Raw genomic sequence first — 17,431 nt, 5'->3', positions numbered from 1 at the left:
AAATAAAACACCGCAAAGCGGGCCGCCGCGGCAGCCCCGATGCAACCATTTGAATTTTAACGAGTCTCTGAATTTAGATCGCCATTATAAAAATAAAACACGCCGGGGCGCTGCCGGGCAGCAAAGACGCACTCGGCCGTTAAAAAAAAATAATTCCATTTACCGTAAAGATAGCGTAAACAAAAGACGTCTTTGAAACCCCAGCCGGATCACCATACTTTGTACCGCCAGGAGAGCAACATGAGCATTTCTGAAAAGAAACAGGCATGGCAGGCAACCGTTGAGAAGAGCATGGCCAAGGCCCCCGAGCGCAGGAGTTCGTTCAAAAACAGCTCCGACATGGAACTGGAGCGCTGCTACGCCCCGCAGTTCGACTACCCGGGCTACGAGGAGAACCTCGGCTTCCCCGGTCAGTTCCCCTTCACCCGAGGGGTGCAGCCGACCATGTACCGCGGCAGGTTCTGGACCATGCGCCAGTACGCGGGTTTCGGTAACGCCGCCGAATCCAACGAGCGCTACAAGTACCTGCTTTCCGCCGGGCAGACCGGCCTCTCCATCGCCTTCGACCTCCCCACCCAGATGGGGTACGACTCCGACGCGTCCATGAGCCGCGGCGAGGTGGGCAAGGTAGGGGTCGCCATCGACTCGCTCGCCGACATGGAAGTCCTCTTCGACGGCATCCCGCTGGACAAGGTCTCCACCTCGATGACCATCAACTCCACCGCCTCGATCCTGCTCGCCATGTACATCGCGGTGGCCGAGAAGCAGGGGGTGACCCCGGACAAGATCTCCGGCACCATCCAAAACGACATCCTCAAGGAGTACATGGCCCGCGGCACTTACATCTACCCTCCGAAGGAGTCGATGCGGATCATCACCGACATCTTCGCCTACTGCAAGGACAACGTCCCCAAGTGGAACACGATCTCCATCTCCGGCTACCACATCCGCGAGGCGGGCTCTTCGGCGGTGCAGGAAGTGGCCTTCACCCTGGCCGACGGCATCGCCTACGTCGAGGCGGCGGTGAAGGCGGGTCTTGACGTGGACGAGTTCGCGCCGCGCCTGGCCTTCTTCTTCAACGCCCACAACAACCTCCTGGAGGAGGTGGCGAAGTTCCGCGCCGCCCGCCGCATGTGGGCGCGCATCATGCGCGAGCGCTTCAAGGCGAAGGACCCGCGCTCCCAGATGCTCCGTTTCCACACCCAGACCGCCGGCTGCACCCTCACCGCCCAGCAGCCCGACAACAACATCATGCGCGTCACGCTCCAGGCGCTGGCCGCCGTTCTCGGTGGCACCCAGTCGCTGCACACCAACTCCAGGGACGAAGCGCTGGCGCTCCCCACCGAAGAGTCGGTGCGGATCGCGCTCCGCACCCAGCAGGTCATCGCCTACGAGTCCGGCGTCGCCGACTCCATCGACCCGCTGGCCGGCTCCTTCCTCGTCGAGTCCCTTACCGACCAGATCGAGCAGCAGGCCATGGCCTACATCGAAAAGATCGACTCGCTGGGTGGCGCGGTCGAGGCGATCTCCCGGGGCTTCCAGCAGAAGGAGATCCAGGATTCCGCCTACTCCTACCAGCGCTCCATCGAGAAGGACGAGACCATCATCGTCGGCGTGAACAAGTTCACGGTCGAGGAAGGTGCTCCGCAGGGGCTCCTGAAGGTGACCGACGAGGTCGAGGTGAAGCAGAAGCAAGCCCTCGCCGCGATGAAGGCGAAGCGCGACGGGGCCCAGGTGGAGAAGACCCTCAAGGCGCTGGAAGAGGCCGCCAAGGGGAGCGGCAACCTGATGCCGTACATCCTGGACGCGGTGAAGAGCTACGCGACCCTGGGCGAAATCGCTAACGTGATGCGCGGCGTCTTCGGCGTGCACAGGGAGACCGTGGTTCTTTAACATCGGCGTGGACAAGTTCCTGCCGGGACGGTGCAGATCGTTCCGGCAGGAACAACAACATTCAAAGGTTCTCCCGTTTCACCCGCAGCCTTGTTTCTGTCACAGCTCATCATCTTGCCGCAATACATCCTCTCCATGCAGTCACAAGTCTTTTTTTCGATCTGACACGGGCCTGTAACGAAACTTTTTCGTGCCTGTGACTTGCTTTTCCGAAATTATTCGATATCATCTACCACCGTCAGATACGCTCTGAGGAACATTCAAGGAAACAACACATGCTCACCAAGATAAATCATTTAGGCGTAGCCGTTACCTCAATAGAAGAAGCACTCCCCTTCTATCGCGACACACTCGGGATGAAATTCTCAGGGATCGAAGAGGTCCCCAGCCAGTTAGTCAAAGTGGCATTCTTGTCCATCGGGGAATCGAAAATAGAACTCCTGGAGCCGACCTCAACCGAAAGCCCCGTTGCGAAATTCCTGGAAAAGAACGGCCCGGGCGTGCACCACGTGGCTTACGGGGTGAAGGACATAGACGCCACCATCGCCAGGCTGATCGCCGGCGGCACCCGCATGATCGATACCAGTGCAAGGACCGGGGCGCACGGCGCGCGCATCGCCTTTTTGCACCCCAAGAGCAGCAACGGTGTCCTCACCGAACTGTGTGAAGCGCACGACGGCAGCCACTGAGATATAGAGCTTCTTATATCTAATGAGTGAAGTTTTTTTCTGTTGACATTTGTTTGAAAAATAATATAGTGGCCTCAGTTTTATATAACAGCGGTTTGCTCATTGGGATAGGCTGTACTGGCTGATCTGCGTGACCTTCTACGCAAATGTCGAGGAGATAATCATTGCTGACTCAAAACAGCCCGAGGACCACACACGAGAGCTCTTGACTCCACCCTGCTCATTAACAGCGGTTGACTTAAGAGCTCTTTCTTTATAACCGGACTGCACCTTCGCCGTAGGGCGAATTGACAGTAGAGCAGGAACTTCAATCACGTTGTAAAAACAAACCAGGAGGTAGACGATGAGCTTTCAAAAGAAACTGCTTGCATTTGCAGCCGTCAGCGCTCTGAGCGCAGCAACCGCCGTTCCGGCAATGGCGCTGGAGAACGAGTTCCACGGTATGTTCAAATTCATGGGCTACCAGACCAACGCCCTCGCCGGCGGCGACACCAAGGACATCCTCCGCAAAGACGCGCACTCCGGCTTCTTCGCTGAGCAGCGTGCCCGCATCATGTACATCGCCAAGGCCAACGACAACCTGAAGCTGGTCACCCACTTCGAACTCGACACCCGTTTCGGCGGCATCGCCTCCAACCACAACGGGACCGCAGGCTACAAAGGGACCACCGGCAACGACTCCGGTAACCTCGACGCCGACCAGCTGACCCTCGAGACGAAGAACATCTACCTTGACTTCAACGAGCCGGCCACCGGCGCGAACTTCAAGGTCGGTCTGCAGCCCTGGGCCGATGCCTACGGTAGCCTCTTCCTGCTGGCCGACATGACCGGCGCCATCGGCACCAAGAAGGTTGACGCGTTCACCGGCCAGCTCGGCTGGTTCCGCTTCGACGACAACACCCTGGCCAACGACATCACCGGCCCGGGGCAGTTCACCGCGGACCTGATCGTCGCCGACGGCAAGTTCGCCGTCAGCAAGGACATCACCGTAGGCGCCACCTACTACAACATCCAGAACGACACCGGCCTCGCAGCCACCGCTCCGTACGAGCTGCTGCACATGGTCGGCGTCAACGCCGACGTCAACGTCGGCCCGGCCAACATCAAGCCTTTCGCAGCCTACCAGTGGGGCGAGAAGAACTCGGCCACCGACATCAGCGCCTACCTGCTTGGTGCAGTCGGCAAGGTCAAGGCTGGCCCCGGCGCGGTTAACTTCTCCGGCTTCTACCTCTCCGGCGACAAAGGCGGCACCAACAACAACGCCTTCCAGGCCGTCACCGCGGGTACCACCTACTTCAACCCGGCTAACATGTGGCTGCTGATCCGTCCGAACCAGGCGGTCAACACCTCCACCTCCCTCACCGGCAACGACATCAGCGTCGGCGGCCGCGGCGCCATCGGCGTATTCGCCGGCTACGACGGGGCCATGGGCAAGACCTTCTACAACGCCAACGTTGGCTACATGAGGACTGCAGAAGCCCGCGGCGCCGAGAAGAAGTCCCTCGGTACCGAGGTCAACGCACAGATCGGCTACAAGATCTACGACAACCTGACCGCCAGCGCTGCTGCAGCCTACGTCTTCCTCGGCGACGCCATGAACGGCAAAGGCACCGACAGGATCGCAACCTACGCGCAGACTGCAGACGCAGACAATCCGTACCTGGTCAACCTTCAGCTGAGCTACGCATTCTAAGAAAACCTGTCGTTTGACGGCAGGAGCAGACACAGAAGGACCGGCAAGCCGGAGGGGCGACTCTCCGGCTTGTCTTTTTCTGCGTCATCCATGCCTTTGCCCCGCCTTTTGACCTCTTTGACAGCAATCCAGCCCCTGTTCCGCAACCGGTCTTTAGGCCGCTCAGCCAGTACCACGCCTCTTTGGCAGATATTTTCGGTGTCGTGTTGACAAGCAGACCTTCTATGGTTCAATCATTACGTTTCTCTAATAAATTCCCAAAAGGAGCTAACGTATGAGAAAGATGGCACTGATGCTGGCCGCAGGCCTTTTTATGCTGTCTTCGGTACCGGCGTACGCCCAGATGGCGGCAGACCAGAAGGACGAGTGCCTGCTGGCGTCGAAAAACTGCATGAACCAGGTCGACGACATCCAGCAACGCATCCGCAAGCTGAACAGGGAGATCGAAAAGGGAACCAGGGTCTACACCCCGCAGGAGCTGAAAAAGTTGCAGGACAAGCTGAAGGAAGCCGACGATATCCTGCGCAACCTGGAAAGGCCTGACAGCTAGAGGTCAATGCGTACCGGAGACAAACTCCCGAAAAGAGAGCTTTGCCAGAAAGGAGCACACCATGAAAAGGGCGATCATGTTGGTGACGGCGGCTTTACTGATGACGACGAGCACGGGCGTTTTTGCCGAGCAGACCCAGGCCGACAGGAACGAGTGCCTGCTCTTGTCCCGGAACTGCAAGGACCAGGTCGACGACATTTACACGCGGATGCAGCGTCTGGAAAGGGAGATCCAGAAGGGAACCAGGGTCTATACGCCCAAGGAGCTGCGGCAGCTGCAGGAGAAACTCGCCGAGACGCAGGAAATGCTGAAGGACATGGAAAAACCGGGGCGCTGACGATACATGACACCTCGAAGAGCCGGAGAAAGAGGCGGGCCACAGGCCCGCTTTTTTTATTGCCGCACGACTTGGGAAACTGCACTGAAAGCGCCTCCGCGGGGGCGTGAAACCGTTTGACTAATGAGTACTGCTCTGCGATAATTCGGCGTCTTAAATCCCCTCAAAAGCGGAGCAATCAATGAAAAGATCACTCGTTGCCATCCTGATTATCGTTGGCACGCTGCTGGCAGCCGCTGCAGCCTCAGCCTCCACCATCCGCGCCTATATCGCCGAATTCACCGTCTCCCCCACCGACAACGGCAACCTGAAAAACACGCTGCAGCGCCTTCTGGCGACGCGCCTGGCCGGCGACGGCATCGTGACCGTCGACACCCCCGCCGAGGCGGACGTCATCGTCTCCGGGAGCTATACCACGCTCGGCAAGATGTTCAGCCTGGACGCCATCGCCAAAAGCACCGGCGGCAAACAGCTCTCTACCGCCTTCGAGCAGGGCGAGAGCATGGACGCCCTCATCCCCGCCGTGGGCAAGATCTCCGGAAAACTCAAGGGTGACCTCGCGAAGCAGTTCCAGGCCACCGCACCGGCGCTCCCCGCAGCGCCCGTAGAGGTTCCCTCCAAGGCTCCGCGTGCCGAAATCGAGCGCCCGGCAGCCGCCCAGGAGATGGTCAAGGCCCCCTCTTCCGAGATCGTGCACAATGAGGCTACCCCCGGCTGGATCAGCCAGCGTCTTTCGGGCGTGTACAGCGGTGTCGCCACCTGGGGGACCAAGGAGTTCGTGGCCGCCGATGACAAGGGGATCCACCTGTACCGTCCCGGCGCCAAGCTCGACCTGGTCACCGAGGTCATCCTTCCCGACCGTATGAAGATACTGGCACTCGACGCCATGGGACCGGAAGCAAGCGGGCGGGTACTGGTGTTCGTCACCATCATGGACCGCGAAAACATCTCCTCCCGGATCTACGCCCTGCAAAACGACGTGTTCAAGCTGGTCGCAGAGGACGTCCCCTACATGTTCCGCACCATCGCCCCCTACGGCGGTTCGAAGAAGCTCTACGCCCAGCAGATGGGGCGCACCGACGACTTCTACGGCGACGTGTACGAGGCGAGCATCGTCGACAAGGGGGTGAAACTCAGCAACCCGATCAAAATGCCTCGCTTCGCCAACATCTTCAACTTCAACCAGTTCCGCGACCAGTCCGGCAAGAGCTACCTGACCACCTTCAGCGACAGCGGCTACCTCCTGGTCTACTCCGACACCGGCGAAGAACTCTGGAGAAGCTCCGACAAGTTCGGCGGCTCCGAGACCTACTTCCAGCGCAGGGACTGGGAGAACGAGAGGACCAACATGACCCCGTTCCGCACCCGGTTCCTCGACCAGCGCATCACCGTCACCGAAAAGGGGGAGATCCTGGTGCCGCAGAATTCCGGCTTCTTCGTGCTGGGCAACCTGCGCTCCTACTCCAAGTACTCCGTGGTCAACTTCGTGTGGAACGGCTCCTCTCTCGAGGAGAAGTGGCGCACCAAACAGAGCCAGAACTACCTTGCCGACTACTCCTATAACCCCGCCAGCAAGGAGCTGATCCTCCTCGAAGTAGCCCAGAAGGGAACCTTCGGCGGCAAGGGGGGGAGCGTGGTGCGGCTGCTCGGTATCGAATAGCCAAAAGGCGGGGGGAATGTCTTGACTTCCCCCCGCCATACTGTTACGATTCCTCGTTTTTTGCCACCTTTTGCCGGACTGCCGGTACTCCCGGACGTTAGGACGACCCGTGACCAACCCCGCATGCATTGAAGCGCCCCTCCCCAAAGGGGTAAGCGATTTTCTCCCGGAAACTGCCGATAAGATCACCTTCATCGCCGACAGCATCCACCGAGTCTTCGAGCTCTGGGGCTTCAGGCGCATGATCACCCCGCTGCTCGAGTTCGAGGACGTGCTGGCTCTGGGGATGGGTGACGAGCTGCGCAGCAAGACCTTCCGCTTCGACGACCGCCAGACCGGGAGGCTTTTGGCCATCCCGCCGGACATCACCCCGCAGGTGGCGCGCATCGTCGCCACGAGGATGCACTCGCTCCCCCTGCCCCACCGCATCTATTATTCGGGACGCGTGCTCAGGCAGGCCCAGATGCAATCCGGCAGAAGCCGCGAGATCTTCCAGTCCGGCGTCGAATTGATCGGCCTGAACTCTCCCGAGGCAGATGCCGAGATGGTCGCCATGGCGGTCGAGGTGCTCAAGAACCTCGGCTTCACTGGCTTCAAGATCGACCTCGGCCAGGTGGATTTCTACCGCGGCATCATGGACGCCTCCGGGCTCTCCCCCGCGGTGCAAAGACAGCTGCAGGAGGCGATCAGCAAGAAGGAAGTCACCGCAGTGCGCTCGATCCTGGAGGCTGCCGGCGCTCCCGACAGCGTCAAGGAAGAGATCGCGCTGCTCCCGAGGCTCTACGGCGGCCGCGAGGTGCTCAAGGAAGCGGCCCGCATCGCCGGCAACGAGCGCTCGCGCCGGGCGCTGGAGAACATCACCCAGGTGGTCGAGATCCTCGACATCTACGGCGTCGCCGACCACCTCACCATCGACCTGGGGGAGATCCGCGGGCTCGACTACCACACCGGCATCACCTTCGAGGGATTCGTTCCCGGCATCGGAGAGGCGGTCTGCAGCGGCGGACGCTACGACGACCTGACCGCCAAGTACGGCTACCCGGCGCACGCCACCGGGTTCGCCTTCAACATCCTGGCGCTTTTGGCCAGCATGGCCAAGCGGCCGGAGGTCGAGGCATCCAGCAGCCGCGACTTCCTGGTCTTCAACAGAAAAGACGAACGCCGCGAGGCGCTGGAAGTAGCCCAGAAACTGAGAAGCCTCGGTTTCACCTGCGCCAGGGACATCATCAAGCGCGACTTCGAGAGCTCGCTTGAGTACGCCAAGAAGATGGACATCCGGATGCTCTTGGTGATCGGCGCCGAGGAGTGCGCGGCCGACCAGCTCTACCTGGTCAGGGTCGCCGACCGTCGCGCCATCGCCGTCGGCAAACAGGAGTTGTTCGATAAAGGTCTCGATTTGAAATTCGATCTGCAAGGGGAAAATCATGGCTAACGTCGTTGTAATTGGTGCCCAGTGGGGCGATGAGGGCAAAGGCAAGGTCGTCGACATCTATACGGAATACGCCGACGACGTGGTACGTTACCAGGGGGGGAACAACGCCGGGCACACGCTGGTGGTCGGGGACGAAAAGGTCATCCTGCACCTGATCCCGTCCGGCATCCTGCACGAAGGGAAGCGCTGCGTGATCGGCAACGGCGTCGTGCTCGACCCGGAAGTCTTCATCATGGAGATCACCCGCCTCAAGAGCAACGGGTACTTGAAAGATGACGGCATGCTGCTCCTCTCCGAGGCGCTGCACATCATCATGCCGTACCACAAGCGGATCGACATCGCCCGCGAGAGGAACTCCGGCGCCAAGAAGATCGGCACCACCGGCCGCGGCATCGGACCCGCCTACGAGGACAAGATCGGCCGCCGCGGCATCCGCCTGATGGACCTTTTGGACGAGAAGGCCTTCACCCGCAAGGTGAAGGAGGTGCTCGACGAGAAGAACCTGATCCTCACCCAGCTGTTGGGCGACCAGCCCTTCACCTTCGAGGAGATCTACAACGAGTACATGGGGTACGCCGAAGTGCTGAGGAAGTACGCGGCGGACACCTCGCTCATCCTGCACAAGGACATCAAGGCGGGCAAGAGCCTCCTCTTCGAGGGCGCCCAGGGAACCCTCCTCGACGTCGACCACGGCACCTACCCGTACGTGACCTCCTCCTCCACCTGCTCCGGCGGCGCCTGCACCGGAAGCGGCGTCTCCCCGAGGGAGATCCACGAGGTGATCGGCATCTCCAAGGCCTACGCCACCCGCGTGGGGAGTGGCCCGTTCCCGACCGAGCTTTTGGACGAGACCGGCGAGGCGCTGCGCCAGGCCGGCCGCGAGTTCGGCTCCACCACCGGCCGTCCGCGCCGCTGCGGCTGGTTCGACGCGCTGGTGGCCCGCTACGCCGTGCGCGTGAACGGCCTCTCCGGCATCGCCATCACCAAGCTCGACGTCCTCACCGGCCTGGACACCATCAAGGTCTGCACCGGCTACAAGTACAACGACCAGATCCTGGACGAGATCCCGGCGAGCCTCGAGGTGATGGAGCAGTGCACCCCGGTGTACGAGGAACTCCCCGGCTGGACCGAGGACATCACCGGCGCGAAGAGCATGGCCGAGCTCCCGAAGAACGCCCAGGACTACGTGGCGCGCGTGGAAGCGCTCTCCGGCGCCCCGGTGGTGCTGGTCTCCGTGGGCCCGCGCCGCAGCGAAACCATCGTGCTCAGGAACCCGTTCGAGCGGGCCTGATTTTTTAATAAAAAGTGTTGACTGTCAGAAATCGATTTGCTATAAGGTTGTTCTTGCTTCGCTGCACTGTTTGAGCCGCTAGCTCAGTTGGTAGAGCACCTGACTTTTAATCAGGTGGTCGTTGGTTCGATCCCAACGCGGCTCACCACGTCCCCATCGTCTAGCCCGGCCCAGGACACCGCCCTTTCACGGCGGCGACGCCGGTTCAAATCCGGCTGGGGACGCCACTCAAACAAACAGCGCTTGTGCCTCGGCACAAAGCTTAAGCGAGCCGCTAGCTCAGTTGGTAGAGCACCTGACTTTTAATCAGGTGGTCGTTGGTTCGATCCCAACGCGGCTCACCACCCTATTTTTACTGTCGCATGACTGGGCCTTGCGACAGCCCCCAACCCTGATGGGACGGGATGCAACAATTCGGTCCCATCGTCTAGTGGTTAGGACACCGGCCTTTCACGTCGGTAACAGGGGTTCAAGTCCCCTTGGGATCACCATCACGGAAAAGGCCGCTTCCCCTCGGGGAGGCGGCCTTTTCTCGTTCCTGCCGGCCTTCTTCGCTATTTCGTTCTCGCCCACCTCAGTCGTTCTTTCTTCCCGGCCAGACCTTCATGCAGTAGGGACACTCCTGCACCTGGTACGGCACCGTGTCGCGCAGCTGCTCCTGCTCGTACGCAGCCTGGCACCCCTTGGCTACCGGATAGGTGTGGATGGTATTCTGCTTGATGAAGTAAAGCATGACCTTCCTCCTTTGTCTGCAACAGGATTTCCGGTGAATCCGCGCCACCACTTGAAGATTAGGGTAAAGAACCCTGTTGTCAACAGTGGCAAAGTCATTTACAAGAGTTGTGCTAACGAGATATTGTCACGCGCCCGGCGCATTGCCAGTAACAAACCGGATTCCTTCTATGACATCCACCGTTGAGACGGCAGACTTCCGGCAATCAGTGTTGAGGCACCAGCCGTTCCGGCTGTTCTGGCTGGCGCGGGTCTGCTCTTCGGTCGCGCTGCAGATGCAGGCGGTCGCCGTGGGATGGCAGATCTACGCGCTGACCGGCTCCGTCTTCTACCTGGGGCTGGTCGGTCTTGCCCAGTTCTTCCCCATGTTCCTGCTGACGCTGGCGGTCGGTCACGTCGCCGACCGCTACGACAGAAGGCGCATCGCCGGCACCTGCCAGGTCCTGGAAGGGATGGCGCTCGTACTGCTCGCCCTCGGCTCCTACGGCGGCTGGCTCGACAAGAACGGGATCCTGGCCGTCGTCTTCGCGGCCGGAGCCCTGCGCGCCTTCGAAGGCCCGACCATGCTGGCGCTGGTACCGTGGCTGGTGCCGCAGGAGCTGATACCGCGCGCCTCGGCCTGGTCCGCCTCGGCCAACCAGACCGCCAGCATCGCCGGCCCCGCCCTGGGAGGGCTTCTCTACGCCCTCGGCCCCACCACGGTCTACACCAGCGCCGCCGTCCTCTTTTTCGCGGCGAGCCTGCTCCTCTCCCGCATCCGCCTCGACCGCGCGCCCGCCAAGCGCGAGCCCGCCACGGTCCGCTCCCTCTTCGCCGGGATCGCCTTCATCAGGAGCCGCCAGGAGATCCTGGGCGCCATCTCGCTCGACCTCTTCGCCGTGCTCCTTGGCGGCGCCACAGCACTCCTGCCGGTCTTCGCGCGGGACATCCTGCACACCGGCCCCCTGGGCCTGGGGATGTTGCGGGCGGCTCCCGCCATGGGGGCGCTGGGGGTGTCGCTCTTGCTGGCCCGCCGACCGCTGCGGCAGCGGGTCGGGCGCACCATGTTCCTGAGCGTCTTCCTGTTCGGGGTCGCCACTGTTGTCTTCGGCATCTCCACTTCGTTCCCGATCTCGATGGCCGCCCTCATGGTCCTTGGCGCGGCCGACATCGTGAGCGTGGTGATTCGCGCCTCGCTGGTGCAGATCGAAACGCCCGACGAGATGCGTGGCAGGGTGAGCGCGGTGAACTCCATGTTCATCGGCACCTCCAACCAGCTGGGGGAATTCGAATCCGGGGTCACCGCGGCCCTCTTCGGCACCGTTCCGGCGGTCTTGATCGGCGGCGTCGGCACCATGGTCGTGGTGCTCTTGTGGATGCGGCTCTTCCCGAGGCTGCTGCAGGTGGACAAGCTGGGGGAATGAGGCGGGTTCAGGAAATGGCCCGTACCGGGCAGGCGGTGAGGCAGGCAAGGCAGCCGTCGCATTCCCGCGGCTTCACCAGGACGGCGTGCTTTCGATAAGCGACGACCTCGAGGGTAAGCAGGCGGCCCGGGCAGGCGGCAACACAGCGACCGCAGCCGGTGCATCGGGCGACTTCTATTTCCGGTTTTCTATTCTCTGTCATAGCATTGGGCGCTGCTGTCACTGCAGCGGGGTGAGTGGCAGTTGCTGGGGTCACGACTGGCCTGCTCATGGTGACGTTCTGACGCAGACGTTCTATTAACCTCCGCTAAAACCGCTTGCAGAGAGCGGACATCCCGCTTAGAATATCGCAATTGATCGGCAAACTACAAGACAGGAGGCATCTGCATGAAAAAGATAGGCGTTATACTTTCTGGCTGCGGCGTCCGTGACGGAAGCGAGATACACGAGGCGGTGCTGACCCTGCTTGCCATCGACAACAACGGCGCCAAGGCCGTCTGCCTTGCCCCCGACATCGAACTTGACGAGGTGAACCACCTGACCATGCAGGACACCGGGGCCAAGAGGAAGGTGCTGGTGGAGGCGGCCCGCATCGCGCGCGGCGAGATCGCCGACGTGAAGAGCGCAAGGGCGGAAGAGCTGGACGCCATCGTCCTCCCCGGCGGGTTCGGAGCGGCCAAGAACCTTTGCAGCTTCGCGTTCGAGGGGGCCAAGGGGAGCGTGCAGCCGGACGTGCTCAAGCTGATCCGCGACATGGCCGCTGCCAAGAAGCCGATCTGCGCGATCTGCATCGCACCGGCCGTGATCGCCCTCGCCCTGGGCAAGGACCTGGCCCCCAAGCTGACCATCGGCAACGACACGGGCACCGCCCAGGCCATCAACGCCACCGGCAGCAGCCACGTGGAGTGCCCGGCCACCGAATGCGTCGTGGACCGCGACAACCTGATCGTCTCGACCCCCGCCTACATGCTGGCAGGAGGCATCGCCGAGGCGGCCAAGGGGATCGAGAAGGCGATCAAGGCCACCCTGGAGCTGATCAGGTAGCGCGCCCCCTCCCACCCAAGCTTCATTAGGGCTTGAACAGCGGGACGTTTTAACTTAATATGCCGCTGTTTCATGAACGCTTTTTGGGAGGGAAATAAATGCGTAAAACCTTACTGCTCTGCGCGGCGGCGCTGCTCCTGGCAGCCCCCCTGGCAGGGAACGCCTCTGCGGAGGATCTCAGGGGCAGGATAGCACTCAGCGGCAAGATCGGGGTGAGCAACCCGGCGGAATCCGAGGTCGACACCGTTAACGGCAGGATGGTCGTTTCCACCGACGCCGGGCTTACCGGCAGCCTCGGCTTCCTGTTCGGCATCGACGACAACGTCGCCATGGAGATGGAGGTGAGCCGCACCACCTTCGACGCTTCCAGCTTCGGTGACGCCGTCGTGACCGACGTCTCCATCGGCGCCCAGTACCGCTTCCCGGGGAGGCAGCACGTGGTCCCCTACGTCGGGGCGGGCATCGACGTGCTGATCAACGACCTGGACAAGAAGTACACCAACACCACCGTCGGCGCCCACGTCAGCGGCGGTCTCGACTGTTTCATGAACCGCCAGGTGGCCCTGAACCTCGAGGTAAAAGGGGTAGAGGCCTTCAAGGCCGATGTCGACGGCCCCAACGGGACCGGCAAGTTCGATCCCTCCGCCCTCTCCTTCACGGTCGGCGCGAGGTTCTTCTTCAACTAACCCCATGCGAAAGCAGGATCGATTTCCCGCCCTTCCCCTCTCCCACAGGGAGAGGGGTCAGGGGTGAGGGCGTAGCCACGAAGTGAGTCCTCGCTCCACGGCCGTCTCCATCTCCCTCACCCCGCCCCTCCCCCAAAGGGAGAGGGAGGTATTACCCGCCAACGTTTTCGCCCAGCGCCTTCCGGTACTCCCGCCGCAACCTTTCGACATCCCCTCCGTCGATGAAGTCCCACGGGAGGAGCTCCTCCGGCGCGATCTCCCGGTTCACCAGCGCCTCGGCATCGAGCTCCCACCCTCGAAGCGCTTCCTTCCAGCTCCCCAGCCGATCCGCCAGCACCATAAGCTCTGCCAGCCTGCGGTCGCCGCGTGACAAGAGCGCCTGCTGGAACGCCTCGCGCGGGCTTTCCATCTGCAGCTTCAGGTTGGAAAGCCGCCCCAGCTCCTTCTGCAGGAACTTCCATTTCTTCTCCAGCGACTTGACCGGTTCCATGGCGCACCACTGGAATGGGGTGAACGGCTTTGGGATGAAAGGGTTCACCGAAAGCTGGATCTCTCCCAGGCGCCGGTTCTCCTTGGCCGCCGCCAGCACCCGCTCCCGGATCTTTTGCACCAGCGCCACCAGCTCCTCCAGGTCCTCCCCGGTCTCGGTCGGCAGGCCGATGATGAAGTACAGCTTCAGGTTCAGGATGTCGTGGCTCACCAGCATGTCGCAGGCGGCCAGTATCTGCTCCTCGTCGATCCCCTTCTTGACCAGGTCCCGCAGCCGCTGCGATCCCCCCTCGGGCGCGAGCGCCACCGATTTCTGGCCGCTCGCCTTCAGCGCCTCGATCATGCGCCCGTCCAGGTGGTCGATGCGGAAGGAGGAGACCGAAAACCTCCCTCCGGCCGCGACGATGTCGCAGCAGAGCTCGCCGATGCCGGCGTAGTCGGAAACAGCCGCCGCCACCAGCCCGACCTTCCTTCCCTGGGCCACCCCCTCGAGCACCTCCTGGCGCACCAGTTCAGGCGACCGGGTCCGGTAGGGAAGGTAGATGAACCCGGCGGCGCAGAAGCGGCAGGCACGGGGGCAGCCGCGGGAGATCTCGACCAGGTGCATCCCCGAGAACTCGGTGGCGTCCGTGTGAATCTCGGTGACGGTCGGGCGGCTGTCGGGATCGGGGTCCCAGACGCGGCGCACCCGGGGAGGAGCGCCGGGGGAGGGTCTGAAGGCGACCTGCCGCACCCCTTCATACTCCGGCTGGTAGAGCGAGGGGACGTAGATCCCGGGAAGCTGTGCCGCCTCGCGGAGCAGCTCCTCCCGCGACGGCGCCCCCCGCTTCAGCAACTCCAGCAAGGGAGGGAGGGTCGGCTCCGCCTCGCCGATGCAGACCAGGTCGAGAAACGGGGCGACCGGCTCGGGGTTCAGAAAGAGCGCGGCTCCGCCGGCCACAACCAGCGGCTGCAGCGGGGAGCGTTGCGCCGCATAGGGTTCGATGCCGGCCAACCGGAAGATGGTGGGAAGGTTAAGGTAATCGCTTTCAAAGGAGATGGAAAAGGCGATCAGGTCGAACGAGGAAAGCGGGCGCTGACTCTCCAGCGACAGGAGCGTCCCCCGTGTCCTCTGCAGTTCCTCGAGCTCGTCACGGTCCGGCAGGTAGGCGCGATCGCAGCTGACCTCCGGCTGCGCGTTCAGCATGCCGTAGACGGCCTGGAAGCCGAGGTTGCTCATGGCGGAGTGATAGCGGTTAGGGTAGACCAGGCAGCAGGAGAGTCTTCCGCCGCTTTTGCCGCGCCCGGGGCCGCTCTCGCCGGCCAGAAGGGTCCGTTTTCTTTCGATGATCTTCCACGACATTGCGCCAAAGTAGCATCTTTGGTCATCCCTTTGGAACAAAAAAGAAGCCGGCGGGAGTGCCCTTGACAGCCAACCGGGCAAATGTACACTAGGGTGCGTGCCAAAGATTACAATTTTGTCATTATACCCAACCAACCATTCATCGCCGCGGCGGAGCCAGCCTTGGACAAGGCTCAAGCAGTCCGCTCCTGCGCCGATAGTGCCGGCGTTCCGCCACCCTTGATTCAGGAGGATGAGATGACCGATTACACCGATACCATCAGGTCGTTCATAGAAAACGAGATGGCTGCCCCCGGTACCAAAGTCACCCTCTCCCCTTCCGACTCCCTCATAGACAAGGGGATTGTAGATTCCCTCGGGGTGCAAAGACTGATCGCGTACCTGGAAAAGGAATTCGGCGTGCAAATCGCGGACACGGAAATCGTTCCGGAGCATTTCGAGACCATATCGGCGGTGGCGGAGTTCATCAACTTCAAGCTGGGCGCCAAGGGATAGCCGGCCCGGAGGAACCATGCTTCAGTACTGCAAGATGAGGCTGGTGCAGGCCCGTGAGATGTTGCTGGTCGCCGGGTGGCGCACCCTGCTGAGGGACATCGTGTATCTGAACCGGGTAGCGGTGCCGGTGGAAATCCCGCTCGACTCCCTCCGCCCGGTGACGGATTTCACCCGTCCCCCCGACGAAGCCGTCTTGGAACTGAGCGCGGAACTCCTCGGGGAACGGCGCCTGGTGTACCGGTTCCGGAGCAGGTACCTGAAGGCGCTCACCTACCTCGGCAAGGGGTACCGCGGTTTCGCCCTGGTAAAGGGGAACACCGTGGCGGGAGACATCTGGTGCGCCGACCACCGGCAAGGGGGGCGCGGCTGCAACCATCCCGACGAGCGGTGGTTGGGGATCGAGTGCCGCCCCGGGGAGGCCTACACCTTCGACATGTTCGTCGATCCGGCGCACCGCGGGGGGAACCTGGCAGCGGCACTGCAAAACGGCGCGCTGCACCTGCTGAAAAAGCGGGGGATCACCAAGGCCTACGGTTTCTTCTGGGCCGACAACGTCCCGGCGCTCTGGGTGCACCGGACCCTGCGATGGCGTGAACTGCAGCGAGTCAGGGCGACCCGCCTGCTGCTGTCGAGGAAGCTGCACGTAACCTGCCACGGTGCAGCCTAGGGCGCGCCACGCGCAAAGGAGCCACCATGAACAGCAAAGAGATCCCGATGGTGCCCAACAGAAAAGCGTCCCTCCCCAGGGTGTACGGGGATACCCCCTCCTTCCTCGGGGTCCCGGTGATCGATGCCCGCAACCTCCCCGCCGGCTGCGACGTCATCGTGGCGGGTGTCCCCTGGGAGGGGACGGTGACCTGGGGCTCCTTCAGCAGTTGCGAGCTCGCACCGCGCAGCATCAGGCACGCCTCGGCGCGCTACGGGGGCTTCCTCCCCGAGTACGAGATCGACCTGTTCGACCACCTGCAGTTGGGGGACATGGGTGACATCCCGGTCAACCCGAACGACCCCGCCGAGACCATGGCCAACGTGCACAAGGCGATGCTGGAGGTGTACCGCAGCCAAAGCATCCCCTTCGTGCTGGGGGGCGACCATTCCTTCACCCCCGAAATAGTGAGGGCGCTCGGCGAGGCGGGCGAAGGCGAGATCGGCGTGATCCACTTCGACGCCCACCTCGACAACGCCAAGTCCTTCGGTGCCGACATGTTCCCGCGCTGCGGCCCGTTGCATCGCATCGTGCAGCTTCCCCGGGTGCGCAAGGAGAGCATCGTCCACTTGGGGATCAGGGGGCCACGTAACTCTCCGGCACAGTACGAGTATGCCCGCAGCATGGGTGCGCGCATCTTCACCACCAAGGAGATCCGGGAACGGGGGATGGTGGCGGTCACCGAAGAGGCGATAGCGATCGCCCACCAAAAGACAAAGCATGTCTTCGTGACCATCTGCAGCGACTGCATCGACGCCGGGTACAACCCGGGGGGCCCCGCCGACTTCAACGGGCTCCTTCCCACCGAGCTGCTCCCCGCGCTGCAGACCATCGGGTGCTCGGGCATCGACGGGCTCGATTTCGTCGAGGTCTACCCGGGGCAGGACCCTCAGGGGTACTCCTCGCACCTGGCCGCCTGGGCCATGATCTACGCCCTCTCGGGGGTGGCGCAGCGCAAGAGGGACCAGGGGTGACCGTGCGGGAGGAGA

General features: G+C 62.2%; 17 protein-coding genes and 4 tRNA genes. 18 read left to right on the top strand and 3 right to left on the bottom strand.

The features are described from left to right. Window positions 1-240: 240 nt before the first annotated feature. The 12 genes from KP003_RS01700 (at window position 241) to KP003_RS01645 (ending at window position 10,036) form a co-directional block, all read left to right on the top strand. A complete protein-coding gene (locus tag KP003_RS01700; protein WP_216497406.1) occupies window positions 241-1,893 on the top strand; it encodes an acyl-CoA mutase large subunit family protein in 1,653 nt (550 codons plus the stop codon). A gap of 275 nt (window positions 1,894-2,168) precedes the next feature. Continuing rightward, window positions 2,169-2,582, top strand: a complete 414-nt coding sequence (gene mce, locus KP003_RS01695; RefSeq protein WP_216497407.1) for a methylmalonyl-CoA epimerase — start codon at window positions 2,169-2,171, stop codon at window positions 2,580-2,582. A 343-nt stretch (window positions 2,583-2,925) separates the two neighbouring features. Continuing rightward, window positions 2,926-4,275 (top strand): porin, encoded by a 1,350-nt coding sequence (locus KP003_RS01690; protein ID WP_216497408.1) that lies wholly within the window; start codon window positions 2,926-2,928, stop codon window positions 4,273-4,275. A 274-nt stretch (window positions 4,276-4,549) separates the two neighbouring features. Then, the gene (locus KP003_RS01685; RefSeq protein WP_216497409.1) at window positions 4,550-4,825 is read left to right on the top strand and encodes a hypothetical protein; all 276 of its coding nucleotides are present in this window, start codon (window positions 4,550-4,552) and stop codon (window positions 4,823-4,825) included. A gap of 61 nt (window positions 4,826-4,886) precedes the next feature. Then, window positions 4,887-5,162, top strand: coding sequence for a hypothetical protein (locus KP003_RS01680; RefSeq protein ID WP_216497410.1), 276 nt, complete (start codon window positions 4,887-4,889; stop codon window positions 5,160-5,162). Window positions 5,163-5,343: 181 nt separating this feature from the next. After that, a complete protein-coding gene (locus tag KP003_RS01675; protein ID WP_216497411.1) occupies window positions 5,344-6,822 on the top strand; it encodes a hypothetical protein in 1,479 nt (492 codons plus the stop codon). A gap of 109 nt (window positions 6,823-6,931) precedes the next feature. After that, window positions 6,932-8,254 carry an ATP phosphoribosyltransferase regulatory subunit gene (locus KP003_RS01670; protein WP_216497412.1) on the top strand — a complete coding sequence of 441 codons (1,323 nt, stop codon included), beginning with the start codon at window positions 6,932-6,934 and terminating at the stop codon, window positions 8,252-8,254. Beyond that, on the top strand, window positions 8,247-9,545 hold the full coding sequence (locus KP003_RS01665) for an adenylosuccinate synthase (RefSeq protein ID WP_216497413.1): 1,299 nt from the start codon (window positions 8,247-8,249) through the stop codon (window positions 9,543-9,545). Before KP003_RS01670 ends, KP003_RS01665 begins: the two co-directional genes overlap by 8 nt. Before the next feature lie 72 nt (window positions 9,546-9,617). Beyond that, window positions 9,618-9,693, top strand: a tRNA-Lys gene (locus tag KP003_RS01660). 1 nt (window position 9,694) lies between these two features. After that, a tRNA-Glu gene (locus KP003_RS01655) sits at window positions 9,695-9,772 on the top strand. A gap of 41 nt (window positions 9,773-9,813) precedes the next feature. After that, window positions 9,814-9,889: transfer RNA gene (locus tag KP003_RS01650), tRNA-Lys, on the top strand. Between the two features lie 72 nt (window positions 9,890-9,961). Next, window positions 9,962-10,036, top strand: a tRNA-Glu gene (locus KP003_RS01645). Window positions 10,037-10,119: 83 nt separating this feature from the next. On the opposite strand, the gene KP003_RS01640 is transcribed toward KP003_RS01645, so the two are convergent. After that, window positions 10,120-10,278 (bottom strand): hypothetical protein, encoded by a 159-nt coding sequence (locus KP003_RS01640; RefSeq protein ID WP_216497414.1) that lies wholly within the window; start codon window positions 10,276-10,278, stop codon window positions 10,120-10,122. 169 nt (window positions 10,279-10,447) lie between these two features. On the opposite strand from KP003_RS01640, the gene KP003_RS01635 reads away from it, so the two are divergent. Beyond that, complete coding sequence (locus KP003_RS01635) at window positions 10,448-11,680, top strand: MFS transporter (RefSeq protein ID WP_216497415.1); 1,233 nt, start codon at window positions 10,448-10,450, stop codon at window positions 11,678-11,680. Window positions 11,681-11,687: 7 nt separating this feature from the next. On the opposite strand, the gene KP003_RS01630 is transcribed toward KP003_RS01635, so the two are convergent. Further along, window positions 11,688-11,882: a 4Fe-4S dicluster domain-containing protein gene (locus KP003_RS01630; protein WP_216497416.1), complete on the bottom strand. Its 195-nt coding sequence runs from the start codon at window positions 11,880-11,882 to the stop codon at window positions 11,688-11,690. A 185-nt stretch (window positions 11,883-12,067) separates the two neighbouring features. On the opposite strand from KP003_RS01630, the gene elbB reads away from it, so the two are divergent. Both elbB and KP003_RS01620 read left to right on the top strand, forming a co-directional pair. Then, window positions 12,068-12,724: an isoprenoid biosynthesis glyoxalase ElbB gene (elbB, locus tag KP003_RS01625; protein WP_216497417.1), complete on the top strand. Its 657-nt coding sequence runs from the start codon at window positions 12,068-12,070 to the stop codon at window positions 12,722-12,724. A 98-nt stretch (window positions 12,725-12,822) separates the two neighbouring features. After that, window positions 12,823-13,410 carry an outer membrane beta-barrel protein gene (locus KP003_RS01620; protein ID WP_216497418.1) on the top strand — a complete coding sequence of 196 codons (588 nt, stop codon included), beginning with the start codon at window positions 12,823-12,825 and terminating at the stop codon, window positions 13,408-13,410. Between the two features lie 151 nt (window positions 13,411-13,561). Here KP003_RS01620 and KP003_RS01615 read toward each other — a convergent pair whose 3' ends face one another. After that, window positions 13,562-15,241, bottom strand: a complete 1,680-nt coding sequence (locus tag KP003_RS01615) for a radical SAM protein (protein ID WP_216497419.1) — start codon at window positions 15,239-15,241, stop codon at window positions 13,562-13,564. Window positions 15,242-15,478: 237 nt separating this feature from the next. On the opposite strand from KP003_RS01615, the gene KP003_RS01610 reads away from it, so the two are divergent. The 3 genes from KP003_RS01610 to KP003_RS01600 are packed head-to-tail and all read left to right on the top strand — an operon-like array spanning window position 15,479 to window position 17,416. Further along, complete coding sequence (locus KP003_RS01610) at window positions 15,479-15,736, top strand: acyl carrier protein (RefSeq protein WP_216497420.1); 258 nt, start codon at window positions 15,479-15,481, stop codon at window positions 15,734-15,736. 16 nt (window positions 15,737-15,752) lie between these two features. Then, complete coding sequence (locus KP003_RS01605; RefSeq protein ID WP_216497421.1) at window positions 15,753-16,403, top strand: GNAT family N-acetyltransferase; 651 nt, start codon at window positions 15,753-15,755, stop codon at window positions 16,401-16,403. A 26-nt stretch (window positions 16,404-16,429) separates the two neighbouring features. Then, on the top strand, window positions 16,430-17,416 hold the full coding sequence (locus KP003_RS01600) for an agmatinase family protein (protein ID WP_216497422.1): 987 nt from the start codon (window positions 16,430-16,432) through the stop codon (window positions 17,414-17,416). Window positions 17,417-17,431 lie beyond the last annotated feature (15 nt).

Source organism: Geomonas diazotrophica (assembly GCF_019063885.1).
GTDB classification, from domain to species: Bacteria; Desulfobacterota; Desulfuromonadia; order Geobacterales; family Geobacteraceae; genus Geomonas; species Geomonas diazotrophica.
Note: the sequence above shows the minus strand (reverse complement) of the source record. Positions and strands in the feature narration are given on the sequence as shown.

Coding starts and splice junctions, on each gene's coding strand:
- KP003_RS01700 (WP_216497406.1), top strand. CDS start 241: ATGAGCATTTCTGAAAAGAAACAGGCATGGCAGGCAACCGTTGAGAAG.
- mce (WP_216497407.1), top strand. CDS start 2,169: ATGCTCACCAAGATAAATCATTTAGGCGTAGCCGTTACCTCAATAGAA.
- KP003_RS01690 (WP_216497408.1), top strand. CDS start 2,926: ATGAGCTTTCAAAAGAAACTGCTTGCATTTGCAGCCGTCAGCGCTCTG.
- KP003_RS01685 (WP_216497409.1), top strand. CDS start 4,550: ATGAGAAAGATGGCACTGATGCTGGCCGCAGGCCTTTTTATGCTGTCT.
- KP003_RS01680 (WP_216497410.1), top strand. CDS start 4,887: ATGAAAAGGGCGATCATGTTGGTGACGGCGGCTTTACTGATGACGACG.
- KP003_RS01675 (WP_216497411.1), top strand. CDS start 5,344: ATGAAAAGATCACTCGTTGCCATCCTGATTATCGTTGGCACGCTGCTG.
- KP003_RS01665 (WP_216497413.1), top strand. CDS start 8,247: ATGGCTAACGTCGTTGTAATTGGTGCCCAGTGGGGCGATGAGGGCAAA.
- KP003_RS01640 (WP_216497414.1), bottom strand. CDS start 10,278: ATGCTTTACTTCATCAAGCAGAATACCATCCACACCTATCCGGTAGCC.
- KP003_RS01635 (WP_216497415.1), top strand. CDS start 10,448: ATGACATCCACCGTTGAGACGGCAGACTTCCGGCAATCAGTGTTGAGG.
- KP003_RS01630 (WP_216497416.1), bottom strand. CDS start 11,882: ATGACAGAGAATAGAAAACCGGAAATAGAAGTCGCCCGATGCACCGGC.
- elbB (WP_216497417.1), top strand. CDS start 12,068: ATGAAAAAGATAGGCGTTATACTTTCTGGCTGCGGCGTCCGTGACGGA.
- KP003_RS01620 (WP_216497418.1), top strand. CDS start 12,823: ATGCGTAAAACCTTACTGCTCTGCGCGGCGGCGCTGCTCCTGGCAGCC.
- KP003_RS01615 (WP_216497419.1), bottom strand. CDS start 15,241: ATGTCGTGGAAGATCATCGAAAGAAAACGGACCCTTCTGGCCGGCGAG.
- KP003_RS01610 (WP_216497420.1), top strand. CDS start 15,479: ATGACCGATTACACCGATACCATCAGGTCGTTCATAGAAAACGAGATG.
- KP003_RS01605 (WP_216497421.1), top strand. CDS start 15,753: ATGCTTCAGTACTGCAAGATGAGGCTGGTGCAGGCCCGTGAGATGTTG.
- KP003_RS01600 (WP_216497422.1), top strand. CDS start 16,430: ATGAACAGCAAAGAGATCCCGATGGTGCCCAACAGAAAAGCGTCCCTC.